The organism is Streptomyces sp. KL2 (assembly GCF_046529545.1).
Classification (GTDB): Bacteria; Actinomycetota; Actinomycetes; order Streptomycetales; family Streptomycetaceae; genus Streptomyces; species Streptomyces radiopugnans.
In genome coordinates, this window is the sequence record NZ_CP127170.1 from 1,341,723 (window position 1) to 1,362,792 (window position 21,070).

The following is a 21,070-nucleotide window of genomic DNA, read 5'->3' on the forward strand; positions in this document are numbered from 1 at the left end:
CGCGGAGGTCCGGCGGTAGCGAGGGGACGCCGGGGGCGAGGGGACGGCGGGCGTCAGCCGTCCTCGTCCGGCGCGCGTGTGGGCTGCGAGGGGATGACCTTCCCCGGGCGGTCCTCCAGGGGGACGGCGTCCCAGGGGATCTGCCGTCTTCTCAGGTCGTCGCGGATCGTCTCCGCCAGCTTCCTGGTGTCGCGCCGGTTCATCAGGGCGCCCACCGCCGCGCCGATCATGAACGGCGTGAGATTGGGGAGGTTGCGCATGGTGCGCTTGAGGAGGGTCTGGCGCAGCTGGCGTCTCATGTGGTTGCCGAACGCCGCGCCGAACGTCGCGGGCACGGCCAGTTCTATCCCGCGCTCCTGGGTCCACTCGGCGAGGTAGGCGGCGGCCCGCTCCCGGACGTTGCCGGGCGGGCGCAGTCCGTAGACCTCGTGCAGTTCGGCGATGAGCTTGAGTTCGACCGCGGCCACCCCGACGACCTCGGCGGCCAGCTCGGCGGGCATCGCCGGCGGTACGGGCAGCATCGCCGAGGCGCCCACTCCGGCGCCGACGGTCGCGCTGCCCTTCATGGCGCCCGATATCAGCCTGTCGGCCATCTCCTCGGGCCCCAGGCCCGGGAACTGCCGGCGGAGCGTTTCCAGGTCCCTCACCGGGATCCTGGGCGCGAGGTCGACGATGCGGTCGGCCACCACGCCCAGGAACGCCCTGACCGTGCCGCGCTCGTGCGGCTCCCGGGCTCTGCCTTCGTCCGCGCCGTCCGCGCCGCCTGTCCGGCGCGGACGGAGCCGCCGCAGCCCGCGGCCGAGGGCGGCTGCGGGCGCGGAACGGGGTGCGGGTACGGGCGCGAGCGAGGCCTTGCCGTCCTGGCCCCGCTCGGCGTCGCGTGCTTCCTCGGCCGTCATCAGCCGGCCCCGGCTCAGGCCGCGCAGTCGCGGCAGATGGGGTGACCGTTCTTCTCCGCCGCGAGCTGCGAGCGGTGGTGGACGAGGAAGCAGCTCATGCAGGTGAACTCGTCGGCCTGGCGGGGCAGCACCCGCACGGACAGCTCCTCGTTGGAGAGGTCCGCTCCGGGCAGCTCCAGACCCTCGGCCTGCTCGAACTCGTCGACGTCGACGGTCGAGGCGGACTTGTCGTTCCGCCGGGCCTTCAGTTCCTCGATGCTGTCCTCGTTGACGTCGTCATCGGTCTTGCGTGGAGTGTCGTAGTCGGTCGCCATGTCGCTCTCCCCCTCTGGGTGTCTGTGGTGTCTCCAGCGCACGTAACGCGCGAGAGGCCGGACTTGTGCCCGACCTGAGGCGGAGATTTTGCCTCACATCAAGCCCTGTTACTCAATCGACACCCAACCGCGCCCCTGATGGGGTGACCGAGTCGGCCGTCGACCGAGGGCCCGGGACGGCCCCCGTGTCCACTTTGCGCCTACCGCCTCCCCTCTTTTCCACGATCGCGACCTGCGAAAACATGGATTTTCCGGCATTTTTCGGCAGGCCCTGGGATGCTGTACGCGTGTGACCGAAAAATCGTGTGTGTGATCGATCACAACCGGGTCGAACCATGGAGGAATTCCCGGATTTCGCCCCATAACACCGGGCCCCGCGGAGATATTCCATGATCGTCCTTTCCGCCCCGCGCCCCGGGCGTCAGACGGGGAGCGTGACCCGGACCACCAGTCCGCCCTCCTCGCGCGGCCTGGCCGCGACCGCCCCGCCGTGGGCGCGCACCACCGACCGCACGATCGACAGGCCCAGGCCGACCCCCCTGTCGCTGCCGGTGCGCTCGGTGCGCAGCCTGCGGAAGGGCTCGAAGAGGTTGTCCACCTCGTACGCCGGGACCACCGGGCCGGTGTTCTCCACCACCAGCACCGCCTGCCCGGGCTGGGCCCGGGTGTCCACCGAGACCCAGCCGTCACGGGGGACGTTGTAGCGCACGGCGTTCTGCACCAGGTTGAGCGCGACCCGTTCCAGCAGCACCCCGCTGCCCTGCACATAGGCGGGCTGGCGCACGCCCCGCAGCTCCACGCCCCGCTCCTGGGCCTCGCCGCGCGCCTGCTCCACGGCCTGGGAGGCGACCTCGGCCAGGTCCACGGGCTTGCGGTCGACGATCTCGTTCTCGCTGCGGGCGAGCAGCAGCAGACCCTCCACCAGCTGCTCGCTGCGCTCGTTCGTGGCGAGCAGCGTCTTGCCGAGCTGGACCAGCTCCGGCGAGGCGCCGGGATCGGAGAGCTGGACCTCCAGCAGGGTGCGGTTGATCGCCAGCGGGGTGCGCAGCTCGTGCGAGGCGTTGGCGACGAACCGCTGCTGGGCGGTGAACGCCCGGTCCAGCCGGTCCAGCATCTGGTCGAAGGTGTCGGCCAGCTCCTTGAGCTCGTCGTCCGGTCCGTCCAGCTCGATGCGGCGATGCAGGTCGGAACCGGCGACCCGCTGGGCGGTGCGCGTGATGCGCTCGAGCGGCGAGAGCACCCGGCCGGCCATGACGTAGCCGAAGGCGAAGGCGGCCACGGCCAGGCCCAGCAGGGCGAGCAGTGAGTGGTTGAGCAGGGCCTCCAGGGCCACCTGCCGCTGGTTCTCCATGCACTGCTGGACGGCGGCGGTCAGCTCCTGGGGGGTCAGCTCCCCGCCGTCCGCCCGGCTGGGCAGGCTGCACACGGCGTCGGTGGTCTGGTCCCGCACGCCGATGATCTGGAAGGGCAGGTGGCTGCCGTCCTTCAGCGCCTGGGCCGCCAGCAGGTAGATGATCGCCAGCAGCACCATCCCGGCGATCAGGAACATCCCGCCGTACAGCAGGGTCAGGCGTATGCGGATGGTGGGCCGCAGCCAGGGATGGGAGCGGCCCGGCTGGAAGGGGTCCCAGGTGGGCTTGGGCGGGGTCGCCGGGGGCTGGGGCGGGGGGCCGGGGGTACCGGGCGTGCTGGGTGTCATGAGGGGCTCAGATGCGGTATCCGGAGCCGGGCACGGTGACGATCACCGGCGGCTCGCCGAGTTTGCGGCGCAGGGTCATCACGGTGACCCGTACGACGTTGGTGAACGGGTCGGTGTTCTCGTCCCAGGCCTTCTCCAGGAGCTGCTCGGCGGAGACCACCGATCCCTCGCCCCGCATGAGCACCTCCAGCACCGCGAACTCCTTGGGGGCCAGCTGCACCTGCCGGCCGTCCCGGAAGACCTCGCGGCGGTTGGGGTCCAGCCGGATGCCGGCGCGCTCCAGCACCGGCGGCAGGGGGGCGGTGCTGCGGCGGCCCAGCGCCCGCACCCGGGCGGTCAGCTCGCTGAAGGCGAAGGGCTTGGGCAGGTAGTCGTCCGCGCCCAGCTCCAGGCCCTCCACCCGGTCGCTGACGTCACCGGAGGCGGTGAGCATCAGCACCCGGGTGGGCAGGCCCAGCCGGATGATCTCGCGGCACACGTCGTCACCGTGGACCAGCGGCAGGTCGCGGTCGAGCACCACCACGTCGTAGTCGTTGACCCCGACGCGTTCGAGGGCGGCGGCGCCGTCGTAGACCACGTCGACGGCCATGGCCTCCCGGCGCAGTCCGGTGGCCACGGCATCGGCGAGCAGCCGCTCGTCCTCGACGACGAGTACGCGCACGGGTGGTGTCCTTCCTGGGTTCGCGGGCGGGGGAACCGCCCCGGGGGTGTCCGAGGGCGGCGCGGCAGCGGTGCGGAGCGGGGACGGGGTGAGCCCCGGCCCGGCGGACCGGGGCGCGCCGCGTCCTGTTCCACCCCTGTCCATCGTGGTCCATCGTGCCCGCGACCTCAGTAAACGGGCCGTAAGGGACTCCCGTCGCAGCCGTTCACCGAATTTTCGTCCCTCTTGAGGTTTCTCTGAGGTTTGAGGTGGGGAGGACGGCAGTACACCCGCGATCACGCCCTGTAGGCGGCATCTCACGACCCCTCTTCCCAGTCCTCCCAGCCCCGGAAGAGCCGTCGGCCGACCGCTCGGGGAGTACACCGTGATCGCCCCACCCCCGGCACACCCCCGTGCCGACGACCCACGACGAGGGGGCGCACCATGGACGCGTTCACCGCAGGCATTCTGCAGCGCATACGGACCACGGAGTCCGACCTGATCCGCGCTCGTGAGTCGGGCGACGACTTCCTGGTGGACGTCGAGCAGGCCGAGCTCGAGGATCTGCGCCGTCTGGCCGCCGAGTACGGAGTGGAGGTCGGCGCCACCAGCGCCTGACCCGGCAGCATACGGCAGCGCCCCGGAGGGTTCTCCCCTCCGGGGCGCTGCCGCGTGCCGGGCGCAGGAGGGGCCGGTGCCCCTGGTGCCCCGGCCGGAGCCGTTCAGTCGTGCCAGGCGCCCAGTTCCTCCAGCAGCGGCTGGAGCACGCCGAAGACCCCGGGCGAGGCGGCCACCGTCAGTTCGCCCGTCGGCGGGGAGCCGGGCCGCCCGCCGGTGAGGGCGCCCGCCTCGCGGGCGACCAGATCGCCCGCGGCGAAGTCCCAGGGGTGCAGCCCCCGTTCGTAGAAGCCGTCCAACCGCCCGCCGCCCACGTCGCACAGGTCGATGGCGGCCGAACCGGAGCGGCGGATGTCGCGGACCCTCGGCAGCAGTCGGCGGGCCACCTCGGCCTGGGCCTGCCGCCGCCCGGCGACGTAGTTGAAGCCGGTGCCGATCAGCGCCTGCTCCAGCGGCGGCGAGGGGCGGCAGCGCACGCGCTCCCCGTTCAGCCAGGCGCCGGCGCCCAGCACCGCGTGGTACGTCTCGCCGCGCGGCGGGACGTGGACCACGCCGACGACCGTCTCGCCCCGGTGCTCGGCGGCGATCGAGACGGCCCAGGCGGGCTGCCCGTAGAGGTAGTTCACGGTGCCGTCGATCGGATCGATCACCCAGCGCACCCCGCTGCCGCCCTCGGTGGAGGCCCCCTCCTCCCCCAGGAAGCCGTCCTCGGGGCGGTGGTCGCCCAGGAAGCCGGTGATCAGCTTCTCGGAGGCGAGGTCCATCTCGGTGACGACGTCGACGGGGCTGCTCTTGGTCGCGGCCACCCCCAGGTCGGCGGGGCGGCCCTCGCTCAGCAGCGCGCCCGCCCGGCGGGCGGCCTCCAGCGCGAGGCCCAGGAGCTCCCTCCTGAGCGGATCCGCCACGGCGGCGGTCGCGCGGTCGGTCTCCGTTCCGGCCCCGGCGGGGCCGCCTGCGGGGGTCCCGGCGGAACTTGCGGCGTCGGTCACGGCTCTCCTCGGCGGTGTCGGACGGGTGTCGGACGGGTGTCGGGCGGCTGTAGGACGGGGGTGGGCCGGGGGTCAGGCGTACGGGCTGTCGGCGCCCGCGGCGGCGGGCTTCGGCGTACGGGCCGGGCAGCAGCCCACCGGGCACACGTCGTGGCTGGGGCCCAGCGCGCCCAGCGCGCAGCGCTCGGGCCGCTCGCCGCGCTCGGCGGCGGCGCGCTCGGTCACCAGGTCGCGCACGGCCGCGGCGAAGCGCGGGTCGGCCCCGACGGTGGCCGACCGCACCGCCGGCAGGCCCAGCTCCTCGGCCTTGGCCATCGCCTCGGTGTCGAGGTCGTACAGGACCTCCATGTGGTCCGAGACGAAGCCGATCGGGACCATCACCGCGGCCGGCGCGCCCTGCCCGCGCAGCGTCTCCAGGTGGTCGCAGATATCCGGCTCCAGCCAGGGGATGTGCGGGGCGCCGCTGCGGGACTGGTAGACCAGCTCCCAGGGCCTGTCCACCCCGGTCTCCTCGCGCACCGCGTCGGCGATCACCCGGGCCACGTCCAGGTGCTGGGCGACGTACGCGCCTCCGGCGGGCCCGGAGGTCTCGGCCTGGGAGAGGGGGATGGAGTGGGTGGTGAAGACCAGGTGCGCCCCCGCGCGGACGTCCTCGGGCAGTTCGGCGAGTGAGGCCAGCACCCCGTCGGTCACGGGGCGGACGAAGCCGGGGTGGTTGAAGTAGTGCCGCAGCTTGTCCACCCGCGGCACCGGGAGCCCCTCGGCCTCCAGGGCGGCCAGGGCCTCGGCGAGGTTCTCCCGGTACTGGCGGCAGCCGGAGTACGAGGCGTACGCGCTGGTGGCCAGCACCAGGATCCGGCGGCGGCCGTCGGCCGCCATCTCGCGCAGGGTGTCGGTCAGATACGGCGCCCAGTTCCGGTTGCCCCAGTAGACGGGCAGGTCCAGCCCGTTGGCGGCGAAGTCCTCGCGCAGGGCGGCGAGCAGCTCGCGGTTCTGGGCGTTGATCGGACTGACGCCGCCGAACAGGTGGTAGTGCTGCCCGACCTCCTCCAGCCTCTCCCGCGGGATCCCCCTTCCACGGGTGACGTTCTCCAGGAACGGCACCACGTCGTCGGGGCCCTCCGGTCCTCCGAAGGACAGCAGCAGCAGGGCGTCGTAGGGGCGGGCGTCAGTTGCGTCGGACATGTCTCGATCCTGCCATCCGGCCGCGGGGCACACCGCCCGGACCCGCGGTGGGGCCGGGAACGGCCCGCGTGAGTATGATCCCCCTCCGACCCGCCGGGTCCAGCGCCCGCGCGGTACGCCAGCCATGGGGAGGGCCGTCAGCGATGAGCACGCGCACAGCACGGCGTACGAAGCGGCCCGCACCGCCGACGTGGCGCAACTGGGCGGGCAACGCCACCGCCCGCCCGCTGCGGACCTCGGCCCCCTCCACCACCGAGGCGCTCGCGGAGGTGGTGCGCCGCGCCGCCGAGGACGGGCTGACGGTCAAGGCCGCCGGCACCGGGCACTCGTTCACGCCCGTGGCCGCCACCGAGGGGGTGCTGATACGCCCCGACCGCCTGACCGGCATCCGCCGGATCGACCGCGGGGCCGGGACGGTGACGGTGGCCGCCGGGACGCCGCTGAGGCAGCTCAACGAGGCGCTGGCGGCCGAGGGCCTGTCCCTGACCAACATGGGCGACATCATGGAGCAGACCGTCTCCGGCGCGGTCGGCACCGGCACCCACGGCACCGGCCGCGACTCCGGCTCCCTGGCCGCCCAGATCCGCGCCCTTGAGATGGTCCTGGCCGACGGTTCGGTCCTGCGGTGCTCCGGGGGAGAGGCCGGCGAGAACCCGGAGGTGTTCGCGGCGGCCCGCGTCGGCCTGGGGGCGCTGGGGGTGATCACCGAGATCACCTTCGCCGTGGAGCCGCTGTTCCTGCTGACCGCGCGCGAGGAGCCCATGCGCCTGGACGCGGTGCTGGCGGACTTCGACCATCTGGTGCGCGGCAACGAGCACTTCGAGTTCTACTGGTTCCCGCACACCGACCGCTGCGTCACCAAGCGCAACAACCGCAGCGACGGTCCGGCCGACCCGCTGCCGCGCCTGGACGGCTGGCTGGAGGACGAGTTCCTCTCCAACGGCGTCTTCCAGGCGGCCTGTTCGGTGGGCCGGGCCTTCCCCGCCGCCGTGCCCGGCATCGCGCGGATCGCCGGCCGCGCGCTGTCGGCCCGCACCTACACCGACATCCCCTACAAGGTGTTCACCTCGCCGCGCCGGGTGCGCTTCGTGGAGATGGAGTACGCCCTGCCCCGGGCGGCCGCGGTGGAGGCGCTGCGCGAACTGCGGGCGGCGGTCGGCCGTTCGGGCCTGCGGGTGAACTTCCCCGTCGAGGTGCGCGTCGCGCCCGCCGACGACATCACGCTGTCCACGGCCTCGGGCCGCGACACCGCCTACATAGCGGTGCACGTCTACCGGGGCACCCCGCACGAGCGGTACTTCACGGCCGCCGAGCAGATCATGGTCGCGCACGGCGGGCGCCCCCACTGGGGGAAGCTGCACAGCCGCGACGCCGGGTACCTGTCCGAGGTCTATCCGCGCTTCGCGGAGTTCACCGCGCTGCGCGACCGCCTCGACCCGCAGCGGGTGTTCGGCAACGACCACCTGCGGCGGGTGCTGGGCGACTGAGCCGGGCGCCGCCCCTCCGCCGCCCCGCCACCGCCGGTTCACCGCCGTCAGCCCGCCGCCCCGCGCGTCCCCCTACCGGGCCGGGTCGCACATATCTTCCTCTCCGCCCCCGCGGAGCGGTTTCCGGCCAAGGTGGTGATTCCGTTTCGGCGGATTCCGTGAAGATCCACACCTTCGATGCCGTCTTTTTACGGCCGGCGCGGTGTTCAACTCCCCGGCGCTGTGAGAACTTGGGCGGCGTGCCGATCCAACGGCGTGGCCCCAATGGAGTAGTGTGGCGAGCCCTGACCTTGGCCCCGGTCAGCCGATACCACGGACAGTCACCACCTCGGTCACTTTCCGTGGTCAACAGGCAACCGTGCCACAGTGGCGGATCAGGGCGCGGGCCCGACACGCCGGGCAGGTCGGCAAGGTTGTGGCAGGCTGCGCCCGGGCACGCCACACTCGTCTAGCGGGAGCAGCGACGCACGTGACGTCGGCAGGCACCACCCGGGAGGTTCCCATGCCCGAACTGCGTGTCGTGGCCGTCAGCAACGACGGCACACGGCTGGTGCTCAAGGCTGCCGACAACACGGAGTACACACTCCCGATCGACGAGCGGCTGCGCGCCGCCGTCCGCAACGACCGCGCCAGGCTCGGCCAGATCGAGATCGAGGTCGAGAGCCATCTGCGCCCCCGCGACATCCAGGCCCGCATACGGGCCGGAGCCACCGCCGAGGAGGTCGCCCAGCTCGCCGGCATCCCCGTGGACCGTGTACGGCGGTTCGAGGGGCCGGTGCTCGCCGAGCGCGCGTTCATGGCCGAGCGGGCCCGCAAGACACCGGTGCGCCGCCCCGGCGAGAGCACCGGCCCGCAGCTCGGCGAGGCCGTGGCCGAGCGGCTGATGCTGCGCGGCGCCGACAAGGAGACCGTGCAGTGGGACTCCTGGCGCCGGGACGACGGCACCTGGGAGGTGATGCTCGTCTACCGGGTGGCCGGCGAGCCCCACTCGGCGAGCTGGACGTACGACCCGCCGCGGCGGCTGGTGCAGGCCGTGGACGACGAGGCGCGGGCGCTGATCGGCGAGAGCGACGACACCCCCGAGCCGAGCTTCCCGTTCGTGCCGCGCATCGCGCGGCTGCCGCGCGACCGCTTCGACCGGGCGGAGCGGTCCGACGCCTCCGAGTCCGAGCCGCCGGAGGCCGCGGGCCAGGACGCCGGTGCCGAACGTGACTCCCTGACCAGCCTGTTGGAAGCGGTGCCCAGCTTCCGGGGCGATCTGGTGGTGCCGGAGCAGTCCTCCTCGCCCGACGGAGCGCCGGAGGACGAGGCCGAGGAGCCGGAGGCGGTGGAGCCGCCCGCTCCCGCGGCGAGCGCGGGGGCGGCCTACGCCGATGTGCTCATGCCGCGCTCGGTGGCGGGCCACCGCGACCGGCTCACCGGCAGCACCGACCGCCAGGCCGAGGCGGACGGCGTCCGCCCGGGCCGCCGCGCCGCGGTCCCCAGCTGGGACGAGATCGTCTTCGGCACGCGGCGCAAGAAGCAGGAGTAGGGCGGCGGCAGCGTGGCCCGGGAAGCGGGCCCGGAGGGCGGCGGGGCCGGGCCCCGCCGCCCTCCGGCGCGTGTGCCGGCCGCGCGCCGGCCCGGCCCTCAGCCCGGCTCGGGGCCCGTGGCCACCGGGCGGGAGGGGTCGGCGGACCACTGCGACCAGGAGCCCGGGTACAGCGCCGCGTCGATGCCCGCGATCGCCAGCGCCAGGATCTCGTGGGCCGCCGAGACCCCCGAACCGCAGTAGACGCCGACCTCGGTGTCCGCGTCGATGCCCAGTCCGGCGAAGCGGGCGGCCAGTTCGGCGGCGGGACGGAAGACGCCGGGAACTCCCCCGGCGGCGTTCCCGGAGACGCCCTCGGCGGTGTTCTCGGCGGTGTTCTCGGCGGTGTTCTCGGTGGTGGGCGCCGACACCGCGCCCGGGATGTGACCGGCGACGCGGTCGATCGGCTCGACCTCGCCGCGGTAGCGCTCGCCCGAGCGGGCGTCGAGCAGCACCCCGGTGCGGGCCAGGGCCGCCGCACCGTCGGCGTCGAGCACTGGCAGCGCGCCCGGCCGGGGCGTGAAGTCGCCCTCGGGCGGCTGCGGCACCTCTCCGGTCAACGGGCCCTCCCAGGCCGCGAGGCCGCCGTCCAGCACCCGCACGTCCTCGTGGCCCGCCCAGCGCAGCAGCCACCAGGCACGGGCCGCGGCCCAGCCCCGGCCGCCGTCGTAGACCACCACCGGGTGCCCCTGCCGGACCCCGGCCCGGCGCATGGCCGCCCCGAAGACCTCCGGGTCCGGGAGCGGATGACGACCCGTTCCCTCCCCCACCGGCCCGGCCAGCTCGGTCTCCAGGTCGACGTACACGGCTCCGGGCAGGTGCGCCGCCTCGTAGTCCGGGCGCCCGGACGGACCGGCCAGATCCCAGCGGACATCGAGCAGCGTTGGCGGGGTATGCGGTGGGGAAGGCGAACCGGTGAGTTCGCGCGCGAGTTGGGTAGGGGAGACGATGACTGCCATGGCCGTATCTTCGCGCGGCCGTTCCCGTATGTCCTGGCCACCGCCCGGCACGGCCCGTCCGTGTCGGCGCGCGGAGCGGGGCCGGGGGCGAGATGTCCGCTGTTCTCCCCGGAGGACCGCCTCTCCCCTTACGGGCGGGACGGCCCCGTGCGCGGCATGGGCGTCGAATGAGACCATGGGCACCGACAGTGCACGGAAGATCACCGGACGACCGCATCGACGACGGTCCCGAGGAGAGAAGTGAAGAGATGACCGAGGCAGCGGCACCACACGCTCCGGGCACCCCCTCCTGGCTGAGCCTGCTGGCCCACGACCCGGCGGCGAGCCAGGAGTTCTACCACGAGTTGTTCGGCTGGGAGTACCGGCAGGGGCCGGGGCCGGGGTCGGCCGGCCCGCACTTCCGTGCGCTGCTCGACGGGAGCGAGGTCGCGTGCATCGGCCAGATGCCGCGGGGGCGGCAGTGCCTGCCCGCCTGGCTGCCGTACCTGTCCGCCGACGACGCCGACAAGGCCGCGGAACTGGTCCGGCTGTGCGGCGGGACGGTCGGGGTGGGGCCGCTGGACATGGAGGGGACGATGCGCGTGGCGATCGCGGCGGACCCCTCCGGGGCCTCCTTCGGGATACGGCAGACGGACACGCGGCCCGGGGCCCGCATGGGCGGCGGCCCGGGCACGGTGGTGTGGAACGAGCTGGTCACCCACCGGGCGTCGGCGGTCGAGAAGTTCTACCAGACGGTCTTCGGCCTGGAGAGCGAGCCCTCCGGGGAGCGCCCGGGAGCGGGCGGTGCGGACGCGGAGCCGGACCGTCTGACCCTGACGGCGCACGGGCGGATCGTCGGCGGTGTCCGCGGCGTCGGGGGCGAGTTGCCGCACGACCGCGGCTCGCACTGGCTGATGTACGTCGAGGTGGCCGACACCGACGCGGCGGCGCGCCGGGTGGCCGAACTGGGCGGACGCGTCCTGCTCCCGCCGCACGACACGCCGTACGGGCGGACGGCGCGGGTGGCCGACCGCGAGGGCGCGCCCTTCGCGGTGGTCCACACGGGCCGCCGGGGTTCGTGAGACCCCCTGCGGAGAGCGCCCGTTGAGGGCCGTTCAGCCGTGGTGCAGGGCGGGGGCGTCCGCACCGTCCACGGGCAGCACGTCCGGGGACAGCACCCCCGCCCGGGCCGCGGCCGCGGTGAGCCGGCGCCGGTGGTGGCGCCGGCACAGCACCTCGTAGCCGACGTCCTCCCCCGCGGTGCCCTGCGGGCCCGCGACGTCCCCGACGACGACCTGTGCCCCCTCTACGACCATACGGCCGCCGACCGTGCGGGCGTTGTGGGTGGCGCGTGCGCCGCACCAGCACAGCGCCTCGACCTGGAGGGACTCGATCCGGTCGGCCAGCTCGATCAGCCGCCGGGAGCCCGGGAAGAGCCTGGTGCGGAAGTCGGTGGTGATGCCGAAGGCGAAGACGTCGATGCCCAGGTCGTCGACGACGCAGGCGAGTTGGTCGACCTGCCCCGGATCCAGGAACTGCGCCTCGTCCGCGATCACGTAGTCCGTGCGGCCACCGGATGTCAGATGCCGCACCAGATGGGCGTGGAAGTCGAAGCCCTCGCCCGCCTCCACGGCCTCGGTGACCAGGCCGAGCCTTGAGGAGAGCCGCCCCTCCCCCGCCCGGTCGTTGCGGGTGAAGATCATCCCCGACAGTCCCCGCGCCGAGCGGTTGTGCTGGATCTGGAGTGCGAGGGTGCTCTTCCCGCAGTCCATCGTTCCGGCGAAGAAGACCAGTTCGGGCATGGGGAGGCGAAACCTTTCGGCGGTCGGCGTACGGCGGTGGCGGGCGGACCCGCGCGGCGGCCGGCGGATCCGGCGGGCCCGGCGGCCCCGGGCTACGTGCGGACTTCCAGCAGGGGGACCAGCTGCTCGGCCGGCGTCATCGAGCCGTGCATGCCGATCAGTTCGGACTCGTTGGGCTCGGTCTCGGTGGCGACGACCGCGACCGTGCCGGTCATCGCGGCCACCACGTCACCGATCCGGGCGCGCACCCGGTCGTCGACGCGCGGTCCGAACCAGCCCAGTTCGATCGCCTCGTCCCGGGTGGCCACCCACGCCCGGTCCGCCAGGACCTCGCGCCAGACGGCGTGGACGTCCCCTGCGGCGCCCGGCACCGCGTACAGGTGGCGGGCCCGGCCCTCGCCACCGAGCCGTGCGACGCCGGCGCGCAGTTCCCAGTCGTGGTCGAAGTCGTAGCGGGCGTCCGGGTCCTGCGGGACGTCCACCATGCCGTGGTCGGCGGTGATGTAGAGCGCGGAGCGCGGCGGAAGCCGCTCGGCCAGGCGCTGGGCGAGGCGGTCGACGTACATCAGCTGGCCGCGCCAGGCGTCGGAGTCCACGCCGTGGCGGTGGCCGCTGCCGTCGAGTTCGGCGTAGTACGTGTAGACCAGCGCGCGGTCGGCCGAGCCCAGCCGCTCGGCGGCCAGGTCCATGCGCTCCTCGGCCGGCAGGCGGCCGAGGAAGGAGCCCCCCGACAGCGCGATCTTCGTGAGCGGGGTGTGCTCGAAGTGGGGGGCGGTGACCTGGCAGGCGGTGACGCCGGCGGCGTCGGCGAGCTGGAAGACGGTGGGGTACGGCTGCCACAGGTACGGGTCGGTCCACGGCTGCCAGCGCAGCTGGTTCATCAGCTCGCCGGTGGCCGGGTCGAGCACGGTGTAGCCGGGCAGCCCGTGGGCGCCGGGGACCTGGCCGGTGCCCACGGAGGCGAGCGAGGTGGCGGTGGTGGAGGGGAAGCCCGCGGTGAGGGGCTGCCCGGTGCCGCCGCGCGAGGTGGGCAGCAGGGAGGCCAGGAAGGGCGCCTCCCCGGGATGGGCGGCCAGCAGTTCCCAGCCCATGCCGTCCACCAGGAAGACGCACACCCGGTCGGCGGGCTCCAGCTCCAGGCCCGAGGAGAGTCCGGGCACGCCCTGCCCGGCGGCGACGGCGGGCAGCAGGTCGGCCAGCGACGCGTCGCCGTAGCGCGGCACGGGCGCGGTGCGCGGGTCCAGGGGGACGGGGTCGTGGGCGGCCGGACCGTGCGGGAGGGACTGGACCATCAGCGGGTGCCGGCGGTGGCCGCGGTCGCCTCGGACAGCGCCTGCGCGAAGGTGAGCGCCTGGCGGACGGTGTCCGGTCCGTCGCCCGCCTCGCTGACGCGCAGCGAGAGGTCGTCGGCGGTCAGGGAGCCCGTGTAGCCGTGGTCGGCCTCGCAGTTGGGGTCGCCGCAGTTGGCGGGCTCCATGTCGAGGCGGGAGACGGCGCCCCAGCCGATGGTGAGGACGACCTCGCGCGGCAGGGTGCCGGGGGTGTAGGACTCGGGGTTGGCGACGACGCGGCTGAGGACGACCGAGGAGATCCGCTCCAGCTTCACCGACTCGGTGGAGGTGGTGGCGTACGGCGAGGGGGAGGTGCCGTCGGCGGGCTGCTCGTCGGTGTGGCTGACGATGAACCGGGTGTCGGTGAGCACCAGCACCGTGACATGGCGGCGGACCTCGTTGGAGTCGAAGGTCGTCTCCTGGTGGACCACGTACGAGGAGACGGGCTCGCCGCCCACGGCGGACTCGACCGCCTCGGCCACGAGAGCCGGGTAGTAGCCGCTGCGCTCGATGGCCGCGCGCAGCCCCTGGGTCGTCGTACCGGTCTTCGCCATGCGGCCCATCCTACGGGGAGCGGGCGGATCAGTACGCGGGCAGGCGGCGGGGGCCGAGGTCGGCCCAGGCCGGATGGGCCGTGCCGAAGGGGGCGGGCGGCTCGGCGACGCGGACGGCCGCGTCCAGGACGGTCAGCCCGCGGGCGGCGACGACCACCGGTTCCAGGTCCACGGAGACGACCTCGGGATGGTCCTCGACCAGCCGGGAGACGCGCAGCAGCAGCTCCTCCAGGGCGGCGGTGTCCACCGGCTGGGCACCGCGCCAGCCGAACAGCACGGGCGCGGAGCGGATGGAGCGGACCAGCTCGGCCGCGTCCCGGTCGGTGACGGGGACGAGCCGGTGGGCGACGTCGCCCAGCAGTTCCGAGGGCGGGCCGGCCAGCCCGAAGGAGAGCACCGCGCCGATGGCGGGGTCGACGGTGGCCTTCACCGCGGTGTCCACGCCGCGGGGCGCCATGGCCTGGACGACGGGCCGCAGCTCGGCGGGATCGCCCAGCTGCTCGGTCATCCTGGCGTAGGCGCGCCGCAGTCCTGCCTCGCTGCCGATGTCCAGCCGTACGCCTCCCAGGTCGGGGCGGTGGCGCAGGTGGGGGGCGGTGGTCTTCAGGGCCACGGGGTAGCCCAGCCTCTTCGCGGCGGCGCGGGCGGCGCGGGCGTCGGGCGCGGGCAGGACGGGCTGCACCGGGACTCCGTAGTGGCCCAGCAGTTCGGCCGCCTCCCCACCGCTCAGGGGAGTGCTGCGGAGCGTGCCGCGGTCCGGCTCGCGCACCCGGGTGAGCAGGGCGGCGGCCGCCGCCTCGTCGATGTCGTCGTACTCGGGCACCCGGCCCGGTTCGGCCGCGTCGCGCCGCCACTGCGCGTAGCGGACCGCCTCCGACAGGGCGCCCACGGCGCGCTCGGGGGCGGGGTAGGCCGGCAGGCGGTGCTCGGCGAGGGCGGCGTCCAGGCCCTCGATGGCCAGATGGACCACGGCCACCGGCTTGGCCGGGGCGCTCGCGGCTCCCGCGCCGTTCCGGCCGCCGTCCTCACCGCCGCTCGCGCCACCGGCCGGCTCGCGCAGCGCCTGTGCCAGCGACTCGGCCAGCAGGGCCGCGTCCTTCGGGCCGTGGCTGGCGTCCACCCAGGGGATGGCGGTGACCACGACGGCGTCGGTGGCCGGGTCGGCGAGGGTGGCGGCCAGGGCCCGCCGGAAGTCCTCGGGGGTGGCCTCGGTGGTCAGGTCGGTGACGGGCTGCGGGCGCAGGCCCCGGGCCAGGCAGGCGTCGTAGGTGAGCAGGCACAGCGACTCGGCGTTGCCCAGGATGCCCACGCGCGGGCCGGCGGGCAGCGGCTGGGTGGCCAGCAGCACGCCGGCGTCGACGAGTTCGGTGACGGTGTCGACGCGGATGACCCCGGCCTGCCGCAGCAGCGAGGAGACCGTGGCGTCGGGGGTGCGGCCGGCCGGGACGGCGTGGCCGGGGGGAGGGGCGCTGGCGTTGTGGCGGGCGCCCTTGACCACGACGATCGGCTTGCGGGCGGCGGTGCGCCGGGCCAGGCGGTTGAACTTCCTGGGGTTGCCGAAGGACTCCAGGTACATCAGGACGACATCGGTGTCGGGGTCGTCGTCCCAGTACTGGAGCACGTCGTTGCCGGAGACGTCGGCGCGGTTGCCGGCCGAGACGAAGGTGGAGACGCCGCCGGCCCCACGGCCGCGGCGGTGCAGTCCGGCGAGCACGGCGATGCCGATGGCCCCGGACTGCGTGAACAGCCCGATGCGGCCGCGTTCGGGCGTCTCGGGCGACAGGGTGGCGTTGAGCCGGACGTCCGGGGCGGTGTTGATCAGGCCGAAGGCGTTGGGCCCGATGATGCGCATCCCGTACGAGCGGGCCTGCCGCACCAGTTCGCGCTGCGCGTCGCGGCCGAAGTCGGCGGAGAGGACGACCAGTCCCTGCACGCCCCGCTCCCCGCACTCGGCGACCACCCCCGGCACCTCCCGGGCGGGGACGGCGACGACGGCGAGGTCGACGGGCTCGGGGATGTCGCGCACCGAGCGGTGGGCGGGCACCGAGTCGATCTCGGCGCGGCCCTCCTCCAGCGCGCGGTTGACGGCGTGGACGCGGCCGGTGAAACCGGCCGTGCGCAGACTCTCCAGGACGGTGCGCCCGGCCCCTCCCGGGTTGCGGCTGGCGCCGATGACGGCGACCACGCCGGGGGACAGCAGCCGCTGCACGGAGCGGGCCTCGGCGCGCTGCTCACGGGCCCGCATGACCGCCAGGGACTGCTCGGTCGGTTCGATGCCGAAGGTGAGGTGGACCGCGCCGTCCTCGAAGCTGCGCTTCTGGGAGTAGCCGGCGTCCGTGAAGACCTTGACCATCTTCGTGTTGGCGGGCAGCACCTCGGCGACGAAGCGGCGCACCCCGCGCTCGCGGGCGCAGGCGGCGATGTGCTCCAGCAGGGCGGAGCCGACCCCGCGGCCCTGGTGGTCGTCGCGGACGAGGAAGGCGACCTCGGCCTCGTCGGCGGGCAGGGAGGCGGGACGGCCGGAGGAGTCGATGCGGTCGTAGCGGACGGTGGCGATGAACTCGCCGCCGACGATGGCGGCCAGGCCGACCCGGTCGACGTAGTCGTGGTGGGTGAAGCGGCGTACGTCGCGGTCGGAGAGCCGGGGGTAGGGGGCGAAGAAGCGGTAGTACTTCGACTGGTCGGAGACCTGCTCGTAGAACCTGACCAGGCGCTCGGCGTCGTCGGGCGTGATGGGGCGGACCCGGGCCGTGCCGCCGTCGCGCAGCACCACGTCGGCTTCCCAGTGGGCGGGGTAGGCAGGCTCGCTCGGCGTCCGCATGGGGGCCAGCCTAGTCACCGGGCCCCAGATCGCGGAGGTGTCGGCTCCCCTTCCCGGGCGCCCGCCTGTGCGAAGCTGGGCTGGGCCCCGGACATGCGCCCCGGTCCCGACCGGACCCGGCCCGGTCCGCTCCGATCCGTTTCGACCCGAAGGGCAACACCATGGCAGAGCGCCGTGTCACCGTCGGCTGGCCCGAGGGCCTGCACGCCCGCCCCGCCGCGATCTTCGTCCGCGCCGTGACCTCCTCGGGCGTCCCCGTCACCGTGGCCAGGCCGGACGGCGAACCGGTCAACGCCGCCTCGATGCTCTCGGTACTGGGACTGGGGGTGGAGGGCGGCCAGGAGATCGTGCTGGCCTCCGCGGCCGAGGACGCCGACACCGCCCTGGACCGGCTGGCGAAGCTGGTCTCCGAGGGGCTGGACGAGCTGCCCGGAGCCGTCTGAGCCACCCGGTCCGGCACCCGGCCGCGCCGGACCGGGCCCGTACACGGCACTGGATACGGACCCGGCGTGGAAACGCGGCGGAAAGCACCGGAGGAAGACACCGGCTAAGGCTGCGGGGCGAACGCCCCGCAGCCTTTCTCCGCACCCGAAGCATTTCGGGAACGCATTCCCCGCGTACTCCCGTCCTGCATACACAATTCCTGTTACGAATTGTCACACGGCGTGTTTACGGCGTGTTTCGCTCTTCTCACCGGGCCTTTCCGGCGGCCGTCGCGCGCGGCCACCGGCCGCTGCTCGCGGCGCACCGCGACGGAGCGTTCCACGTGCTCGCTCGCCAGGGCGCGCGCCCGCTCCGCGTCACCGCGCGCGACGGCGTCCACGACGGCTCCGTGCTCCCGCCACACGGCGACCGCGCGCAGCGGCGGTTCCGCGGCGTACACCCAGTTGATCTTGCGGCGCAGCTGTGTGAGCAGCGAGGCCAGGCTGGGGCTGCCCGACGCCCGGGCCAGCGTCTCGTGGTACCAGTCCTCCAGGGCCCCCAGATCGGACAGCCGCCCGCTCTCCGCGCGCTGCAGGCCCAGGCGGACCAGCCCGCGCAGCACCCTCAGCTGCGCCTCGGTGCGGCGCCGGGCGGCCCGCGCGGTACCCAGCGGCTCCAGCAGGGCGCGGATGTCGAGCAGGTCGGCGGCCTCCTGCTCGGTGGGCTGGGCGACGCAGGCGCCCGCGTGGCGGCGGGAGACGACGAAGCCCTCCGACTCCAGGGTCCGCAGGGCCTCGCGCACCGGGACGCGCGAGACGCCGTAGCGTCTGGCGAGGAGTTCCTCGGTGAGCCGGGCCCCGGGCGGGAACACACCGGAGACGATGTCGTCACGGACCGCGCTGCACACCATGTGCGCGGAAATGCGCATGGGCCGACCTCCGCCGCCGTCTCCATGTTTCCCGAAGTGCCGCAGGGACGAACTGTATTCCACTGCCACACGTTTTCCGATGCCCGTCGGAAAACAGACGTGAAAACATCCGCCGCGCGACCTCGCGGGCCGCGCGGCGGATGCCGGTGCGTGACTGCCGGGTGCCCTGCGGGCCGGGTCCGTCAGACGTCGACGCCCTTGCCGGCCAGATAGGTGATCGGGTTGAAGTCCGAGCCGTAGTAGGCGCCGTTGCGGGCCTCGAAGTGCAGGTGCGGGCCGGTGCTGTTGCCGGTGGAGCCGACCGCGCCGATCTGCTGGCCGCCGTCGACCTTCTGGCCCGCCGAGACCTTCGTGGCGGACAGGTGGGCGTACTGGGTGTACTTGCCGTCGTCGTGGCGGATGACGATCTGGTTGCCGTACGCGCCGCCCCAGCCGACCGTCACCACGGTGCCCGGGCCGACGGACCGCACCGGGGTGCCGGTGTTGGCGGGGAAGTCGATGCCGCTGTGCTTGCCGGAGGACCAGGAGGCGCCGGCCTGCTTGTAGGTGGTGGTGGTGTCCACGCCCGCGACCGGGTCGGCGTAGCCGGTGGCCGAGCGGCGCTCGGCGGAGCGGCCGGCGCGCTCGTTCGCGCGCTTCTTCTGGGCGGCCTCGCGCTCCTCGGCGGCCTTGGCAGCCTTCGCAGCCTTCTCGGCGGCCTTGGCAGCCTTCGCAGCCTTCTCGGCGGCCTTCGCGGCCCTCTCCTTCGCGGCCTTCTCCTCGGCCGCCTTCTCCGCGGCGGCGTCGGCGACGCGCTGCTGGGCCCGGGCCTGGGCCCTGACGTCGTCGGCGATCGTGTCGCCGACGGCCATGGCCTGGACGAAGCCCAGGGCGTAGGTTCGCGAGCCCTCGCCCGGAGCGGCGATCGCGGGGGTGGCGGCGGCGCCGACCACGCCGGTGACGGCAACGGCGGCGGCTCCGACCAGACCGGCGCGGGTGCGCACGGAGCGGCTGGAGAGGTGGTGCTTCTCTGTGAGGCTCTCGGTGAGCCCGGTGAGCTTCTCGGTCAGCTTCTCGGCGAGCTGCGCGGTGGCACGGGTGAACGCCATGGGTGGCGTACTCCTTTCCTTCCTTCTCGCCTACCGGGTTAGCTGTCGGGTTCGGAGCAGGAAGGTCTCCTACGGGCGCACGGCCCGATTCACCCCAGGTGCCTCGGAAGAGGACCGCTCCCGCGCAGAAGGGCGGGAGGGTGGGTCCCCGGCTCCCCCGCTCGGGGGACTCGGCGATCACTGCCGTCGGCCGCGGTCGCGGTCACTTCTGACGGCCAGCGGGGTCGACGCTAAACGGACAAATTTGAGCGAGCAAGCAAATAGCGCCTTTTGTAGGCCACACCACACAGGCCACCCACCGGAACAGCCCAAAACCGGACATACGGAAGGCCCTTGGTGTGGCAATCCCACCAAGGGCCTTCCGTCGCACAGCCGCCGCGGCGCGGCCGGGGATCACTGGTCCGTGACGACCGTCACCTCTCCGATGCCCAGGTCGCGCACCGTGTCGGCGATCTGTGACGCGTCTCCCACCAGCACCGTCACCAGGCGGTCGGCGGGGAAGGCGGCCACGGCCGCCGCCGTCGCCTCCACGGTGCCGGTCTCGGCCAGGCGGGCGTACAGCTTCGCCTGGTAGTCGTCGGGGAGGTGCTGCTCCACCTGGTCGGCGAGGGTGCCGGCCACAGCCGCCGCCGTCTCGTAACGCAGCGGGGCGACCCCCACCAGATTCTGCACGGCCGTGTCGCGCTCGGCGTCGGTGAGGCCCTCCTCCGCCAGGGTGCGCAGCACGCGCCACAGGTCCTCCAGTGCGGGACCCGTCACATCGGTGGCCACCGAGCCGTTGATCGCCAGCATCGAGGCGCCGGTGCCCTCGGGCGAGGAGCGCAGCACCTGGGCGAAGGCCCGTACGCCGTAGGTGTAGCCCTTCTCCTCGCGCAGCACCCGGTCCAGGCGGGAGGTGAGCGTGCCGCCCAGGCAGTACGTGCCGAGCACCTGGGCGGGCCAGACCCGGTCGTGCCGGTCGGGGCCGATCCGGCCGATGAGGAGCTGGGTCTGCACCGCTCCGGGCCGGTCCACGACGACCACCCGGCCGGTGTCGTCCGCGGTGATCGGCGGGACCGGGCGGGGCCCGGCAGCCGCGCCCTTCCAGTCCCCGAGGGTCTCGGCCAGCGCCTTGTCCAGGTCCACCCCGGTGAAGTCGCCGACCACCACGGCCGTGGCCGTCGAGGGCCGCACATGCTCCGCGTAGAAGGCGCGCACCGCCGCGGCGTCGATGTCCCTGATGGTCTCCTCGGCTCCCTGGCGGGGACGCGAGAGCCGGGAGTCGGCCGGGAACAGCTCCTTCGACAGTGCGATGGCCGCCCGGCGGGCGGGATTGGCCAGCTCGTGCGGGATCTCGTCCAGGCGGTTGCGCACCAGCCTCTCGACCTCGCCCTCGGGGAAGGCGGGGGCGCGCAGTGCGTCGGCGAGCAGACCCAGCGCCCTGGTCAGCCGGGAGGCGGGGACCTCCAGGGAGACCCGCACACCGGGGTGGTCGGCGTGCGCGTCCAGGGTGGCGCCGCACCGCTCCAGCTCGGCGGCGAACTCCTCGGCGCTGTGCCGGTCGGTGCCCTCGCTCAGCGCCCGGGCCATGATCCCGGCCACACCCTCCAGGTCCCGGGGCTCGGCCTCCAGCGGCGCGACGAGGTTGACCTCGACGGCCACGACCTTCTGGCCGGGGCGGTGGCAGCGCAGCACGGTCAGCCCGTTGGGCAGTTCGCCGCGCTCGGGGGCGGGGAACGCCCACGGCCGGGGCTCGCCGCCGCGGGGCTGGGGGTGGAACTCCATCGACATTCCGTTCTGGGCCG

Annotated in this window: 19 protein-coding genes and 1 riboswitch; of the genes, 5 read left to right on the forward strand and 14 right to left on the reverse strand. The window is 74.0% G+C overall.

Features of this window, described 5'->3' with window-relative positions; all coding sequences use genetic code 11:
* Window positions 1–53: 53 nt before the first annotated feature.
* The 4 genes from QPK52_RS06070 to QPK52_RS06085 all read right to left on the reverse strand — a co-directional run bounded on the left by QPK52_RS06070 (window position 54) and on the right by QPK52_RS06085 (window position 3,573).
* Window positions 54–899 (reverse strand): hypothetical protein, encoded by an 846-nt coding sequence (locus tag QPK52_RS06070; RefSeq protein ID WP_410535997.1) that lies wholly within the window; start codon window positions 897–899, stop codon window positions 54–56.
* Between the two features lie 14 nt (window positions 900–913).
* Entirely contained in the window at window positions 914–1,213 is a 300-nt protein-coding gene (locus QPK52_RS06075; RefSeq protein ID WP_093662716.1) for a DUF4193 domain-containing protein, read from the reverse strand.
* Between the two features lie 421 nt (window positions 1,214–1,634).
* Entirely contained in the window at window positions 1,635–2,912 is a 1,278-nt protein-coding gene (locus QPK52_RS06080; protein ID WP_410535998.1) for a sensor histidine kinase, read from the reverse strand.
* Between the two features lie 7 nt (window positions 2,913–2,919).
* On the reverse strand, window positions 2,920–3,573 hold the full coding sequence (locus tag QPK52_RS06085; RefSeq protein WP_093662714.1) for a response regulator transcription factor: 654 nt from the start codon (window positions 3,571–3,573) through the stop codon (window positions 2,920–2,922).
* A gap of 423 nt (window positions 3,574–3,996) precedes the next feature.
* Between QPK52_RS06085 and QPK52_RS06090 the strand changes: the two genes are divergently transcribed.
* Window positions 3,997–4,170 carry a hypothetical protein gene (locus QPK52_RS06090; RefSeq protein ID WP_410535999.1) on the forward strand — a complete coding sequence of 58 codons (174 nt, stop codon included), beginning with the start codon at window positions 3,997–3,999 and terminating at the stop codon, window positions 4,168–4,170.
* Window positions 4,171–4,274: 104 nt separating this feature from the next.
* Here QPK52_RS06090 and QPK52_RS06095 read toward each other — a convergent pair whose 3' ends face one another.
* Together QPK52_RS06095 and QPK52_RS06100 are read right to left on the reverse strand one after the other, a co-directional pair.
* Entirely contained in the window at window positions 4,275–5,075 is an 801-nt protein-coding gene (locus tag QPK52_RS06095) for an inositol monophosphatase family protein (protein WP_410540225.1), read from the reverse strand.
* 156 nt (window positions 5,076–5,231) lie between these two features.
* Window positions 5,232–6,344 (reverse strand): ferrochelatase, encoded by a 1,113-nt coding sequence (locus QPK52_RS06100; RefSeq protein ID WP_410536000.1) that lies wholly within the window; start codon window positions 6,342–6,344, stop codon window positions 5,232–5,234.
* A 143-nt stretch (window positions 6,345–6,487) separates the two neighbouring features.
* Here QPK52_RS06100 and QPK52_RS06105 point away from each other — a divergent pair, with 143 nt between their 5' ends.
* Both QPK52_RS06105 and sepH read left to right on the forward strand, forming a co-directional pair.
* A complete protein-coding gene (locus QPK52_RS06105) occupies window positions 6,488–7,831 on the forward strand; it encodes a D-arabinono-1,4-lactone oxidase (RefSeq protein ID WP_410536001.1) in 1,344 nt (447 codons plus the stop codon).
* A gap of 469 nt (window positions 7,832–8,300) precedes the next feature.
* Window positions 8,301–9,362, forward strand: a complete 1,062-nt coding sequence (gene sepH, locus QPK52_RS06110) for a septation protein SepH (protein ID WP_410536002.1) — start codon at window positions 8,301–8,303, stop codon at window positions 9,360–9,362.
* Between the two features lie 98 nt (window positions 9,363–9,460).
* Here the strand turns inward: sepH and QPK52_RS06115 are convergent, their stop codons facing one another.
* Window positions 9,461–10,360: a sulfurtransferase gene (locus tag QPK52_RS06115; RefSeq protein ID WP_410536003.1), complete on the reverse strand. Its 900-nt coding sequence runs from the start codon at window positions 10,358–10,360 to the stop codon at window positions 9,461–9,463.
* A 248-nt stretch (window positions 10,361–10,608) separates the two neighbouring features.
* Between QPK52_RS06115 and QPK52_RS06120 the strand changes: the two genes are divergently transcribed.
* Window positions 10,609–11,421: a VOC family protein gene (locus tag QPK52_RS06120; protein ID WP_410536004.1), complete on the forward strand. Its 813-nt coding sequence runs from the start codon at window positions 10,609–10,611 to the stop codon at window positions 11,419–11,421.
* Window positions 11,422–11,454: 33 nt separating this feature from the next.
* On the opposite strand, the gene QPK52_RS06125 is transcribed toward QPK52_RS06120, so the two are convergent.
* From QPK52_RS06125 to QPK52_RS06140, 4 genes are all read right to left on the reverse strand, one after another.
* Window positions 11,455–12,141 carry a thymidine kinase gene (locus QPK52_RS06125; RefSeq protein ID WP_410536005.1) on the reverse strand — a complete coding sequence of 229 codons (687 nt, stop codon included), beginning with the start codon at window positions 12,139–12,141 and terminating at the stop codon, window positions 11,455–11,457.
* 92 nt (window positions 12,142–12,233) lie between these two features.
* Window positions 12,234–13,433 carry an alkaline phosphatase family protein gene (locus QPK52_RS06130; protein ID WP_410536006.1) on the reverse strand — a complete coding sequence of 400 codons (1,200 nt, stop codon included), beginning with the start codon at window positions 13,431–13,433 and terminating at the stop codon, window positions 12,234–12,236.
* Entirely contained in the window at window positions 13,433–14,026 is a 594-nt protein-coding gene (locus tag QPK52_RS06135) for a DUF5998 family protein (protein ID WP_093662706.1), read from the reverse strand. Before QPK52_RS06135 ends, QPK52_RS06130 begins: the two co-directional genes overlap by 1 nt.
* A gap of 28 nt (window positions 14,027–14,054) precedes the next feature.
* Window positions 14,055–16,847 carry a GNAT family N-acetyltransferase gene (locus QPK52_RS06140; protein ID WP_410536007.1) on the reverse strand — a complete coding sequence of 931 codons (2,793 nt, stop codon included), beginning with the start codon at window positions 16,845–16,847 and terminating at the stop codon, window positions 14,055–14,057.
* A 161-nt stretch (window positions 16,848–17,008) separates the two neighbouring features.
* On the opposite strand from QPK52_RS06140, the gene QPK52_RS06145 reads away from it, so the two are divergent.
* On the forward strand, window positions 17,009–17,290 hold the full coding sequence (locus QPK52_RS06145; protein ID WP_093662704.1) for an HPr family phosphocarrier protein: 282 nt from the start codon (window positions 17,009–17,011) through the stop codon (window positions 17,288–17,290).
* Between the two features lie 203 nt (window positions 17,291–17,493).
* Here the strand turns inward: QPK52_RS06145 and QPK52_RS06150 are convergent, their stop codons facing one another.
* The 3 genes from QPK52_RS06150 to QPK52_RS06160 all read right to left on the reverse strand — a co-directional run bounded on the left by QPK52_RS06150 (window position 17,494) and on the right by QPK52_RS06160 (window position 21,056).
* On the reverse strand, window positions 17,494–18,198 hold the full coding sequence (locus tag QPK52_RS06150) for a GntR family transcriptional regulator (protein WP_410536008.1): 705 nt from the start codon (window positions 18,196–18,198) through the stop codon (window positions 17,494–17,496).
* A 182-nt stretch (window positions 18,199–18,380) separates the two neighbouring features.
* Entirely contained in the window at window positions 18,381–19,286 is a 906-nt protein-coding gene (locus QPK52_RS06155) for a M23 family metallopeptidase (RefSeq protein ID WP_410536009.1), read from the reverse strand.
* 13 nt (window positions 19,287–19,299) lie between these two features.
* A riboswitch (cyclic di-AMP (ydaO/yuaA leader) is annotated at window positions 19,300–19,472 on the reverse strand.
* A gap of 207 nt (window positions 19,473–19,679) precedes the next feature.
* A complete protein-coding gene (locus tag QPK52_RS06160) occupies window positions 19,680–21,056 on the reverse strand; it encodes a M16 family metallopeptidase (protein ID WP_410540226.1) in 1,377 nt (458 codons plus the stop codon).
* Window positions 21,057–21,070 lie beyond the last annotated feature (14 nt).

Coding starts and splice junctions, on each gene's coding strand:
- QPK52_RS06120 (WP_410536004.1), top strand. CDS start 10,609: ATGACCGAGGCAGCGGCACCACACGCTCCGGGCACCCCCTCCTGGCTG.
- QPK52_RS06145 (WP_093662704.1), top strand. CDS start 17,009: ATGGCAGAGCGCCGTGTCACCGTCGGCTGGCCCGAGGGCCTGCACGCC.
- QPK52_RS06100 (WP_410536000.1), bottom strand. CDS start 6,344: ATGTCCGACGCAACTGACGCCCGCCCCTACGACGCCCTGCTGCTGCTG.
- QPK52_RS06090 (WP_410535999.1), top strand. CDS start 3,997: ATGGACGCGTTCACCGCAGGCATTCTGCAGCGCATACGGACCACGGAG.
- QPK52_RS06125 (WP_410536005.1), bottom strand. CDS start 12,141: ATGCCCGAACTGGTCTTCTTCGCCGGAACGATGGACTGCGGGAAGAGC.
- QPK52_RS06130 (WP_410536006.1), bottom strand. CDS start 13,433: ATGGTCCAGTCCCTCCCGCACGGTCCGGCCGCCCACGACCCCGTCCCC.
- QPK52_RS06135 (WP_093662706.1), bottom strand. CDS start 14,026: ATGGCGAAGACCGGTACGACGACCCAGGGGCTGCGCGCGGCCATCGAG.
- QPK52_RS06140 (WP_410536007.1), bottom strand. CDS start 16,847: ATGCGGACGCCGAGCGAGCCTGCCTACCCCGCCCACTGGGAAGCCGAC.
- QPK52_RS06155 (WP_410536009.1), bottom strand. CDS start 19,286: ATGGCGTTCACCCGTGCCACCGCGCAGCTCGCCGAGAAGCTGACCGAG.
- QPK52_RS06150 (WP_410536008.1), bottom strand. CDS start 18,198: ATGCGCATTTCCGCGCACATGGTGTGCAGCGCGGTCCGTGACGACATC.
- QPK52_RS06070 (WP_410535997.1), bottom strand. CDS start 899: ATGACGGCCGAGGAAGCACGCGACGCCGAGCGGGGCCAGGACGGCAAG.
- QPK52_RS06160 (WP_410540226.1), bottom strand. CDS start 21,056: ATGTCGATGGAGTTCCACCCCCAGCCCCGCGGCGGCGAGCCCCGGCCG.
- QPK52_RS06115 (WP_410536003.1), bottom strand. CDS start 10,360: ATGGCAGTCATCGTCTCCCCTACCCAACTCGCGCGCGAACTCACCGGT.
- QPK52_RS06075 (WP_093662716.1), bottom strand. CDS start 1,213: ATGGCGACCGACTACGACACTCCACGCAAGACCGATGACGACGTCAAC.
- QPK52_RS06105 (WP_410536001.1), top strand. CDS start 6,488: ATGAGCACGCGCACAGCACGGCGTACGAAGCGGCCCGCACCGCCGACG.
- QPK52_RS06080 (WP_410535998.1), bottom strand. CDS start 2,912: ATGACACCCAGCACGCCCGGTACCCCCGGCCCCCCGCCCCAGCCCCCG.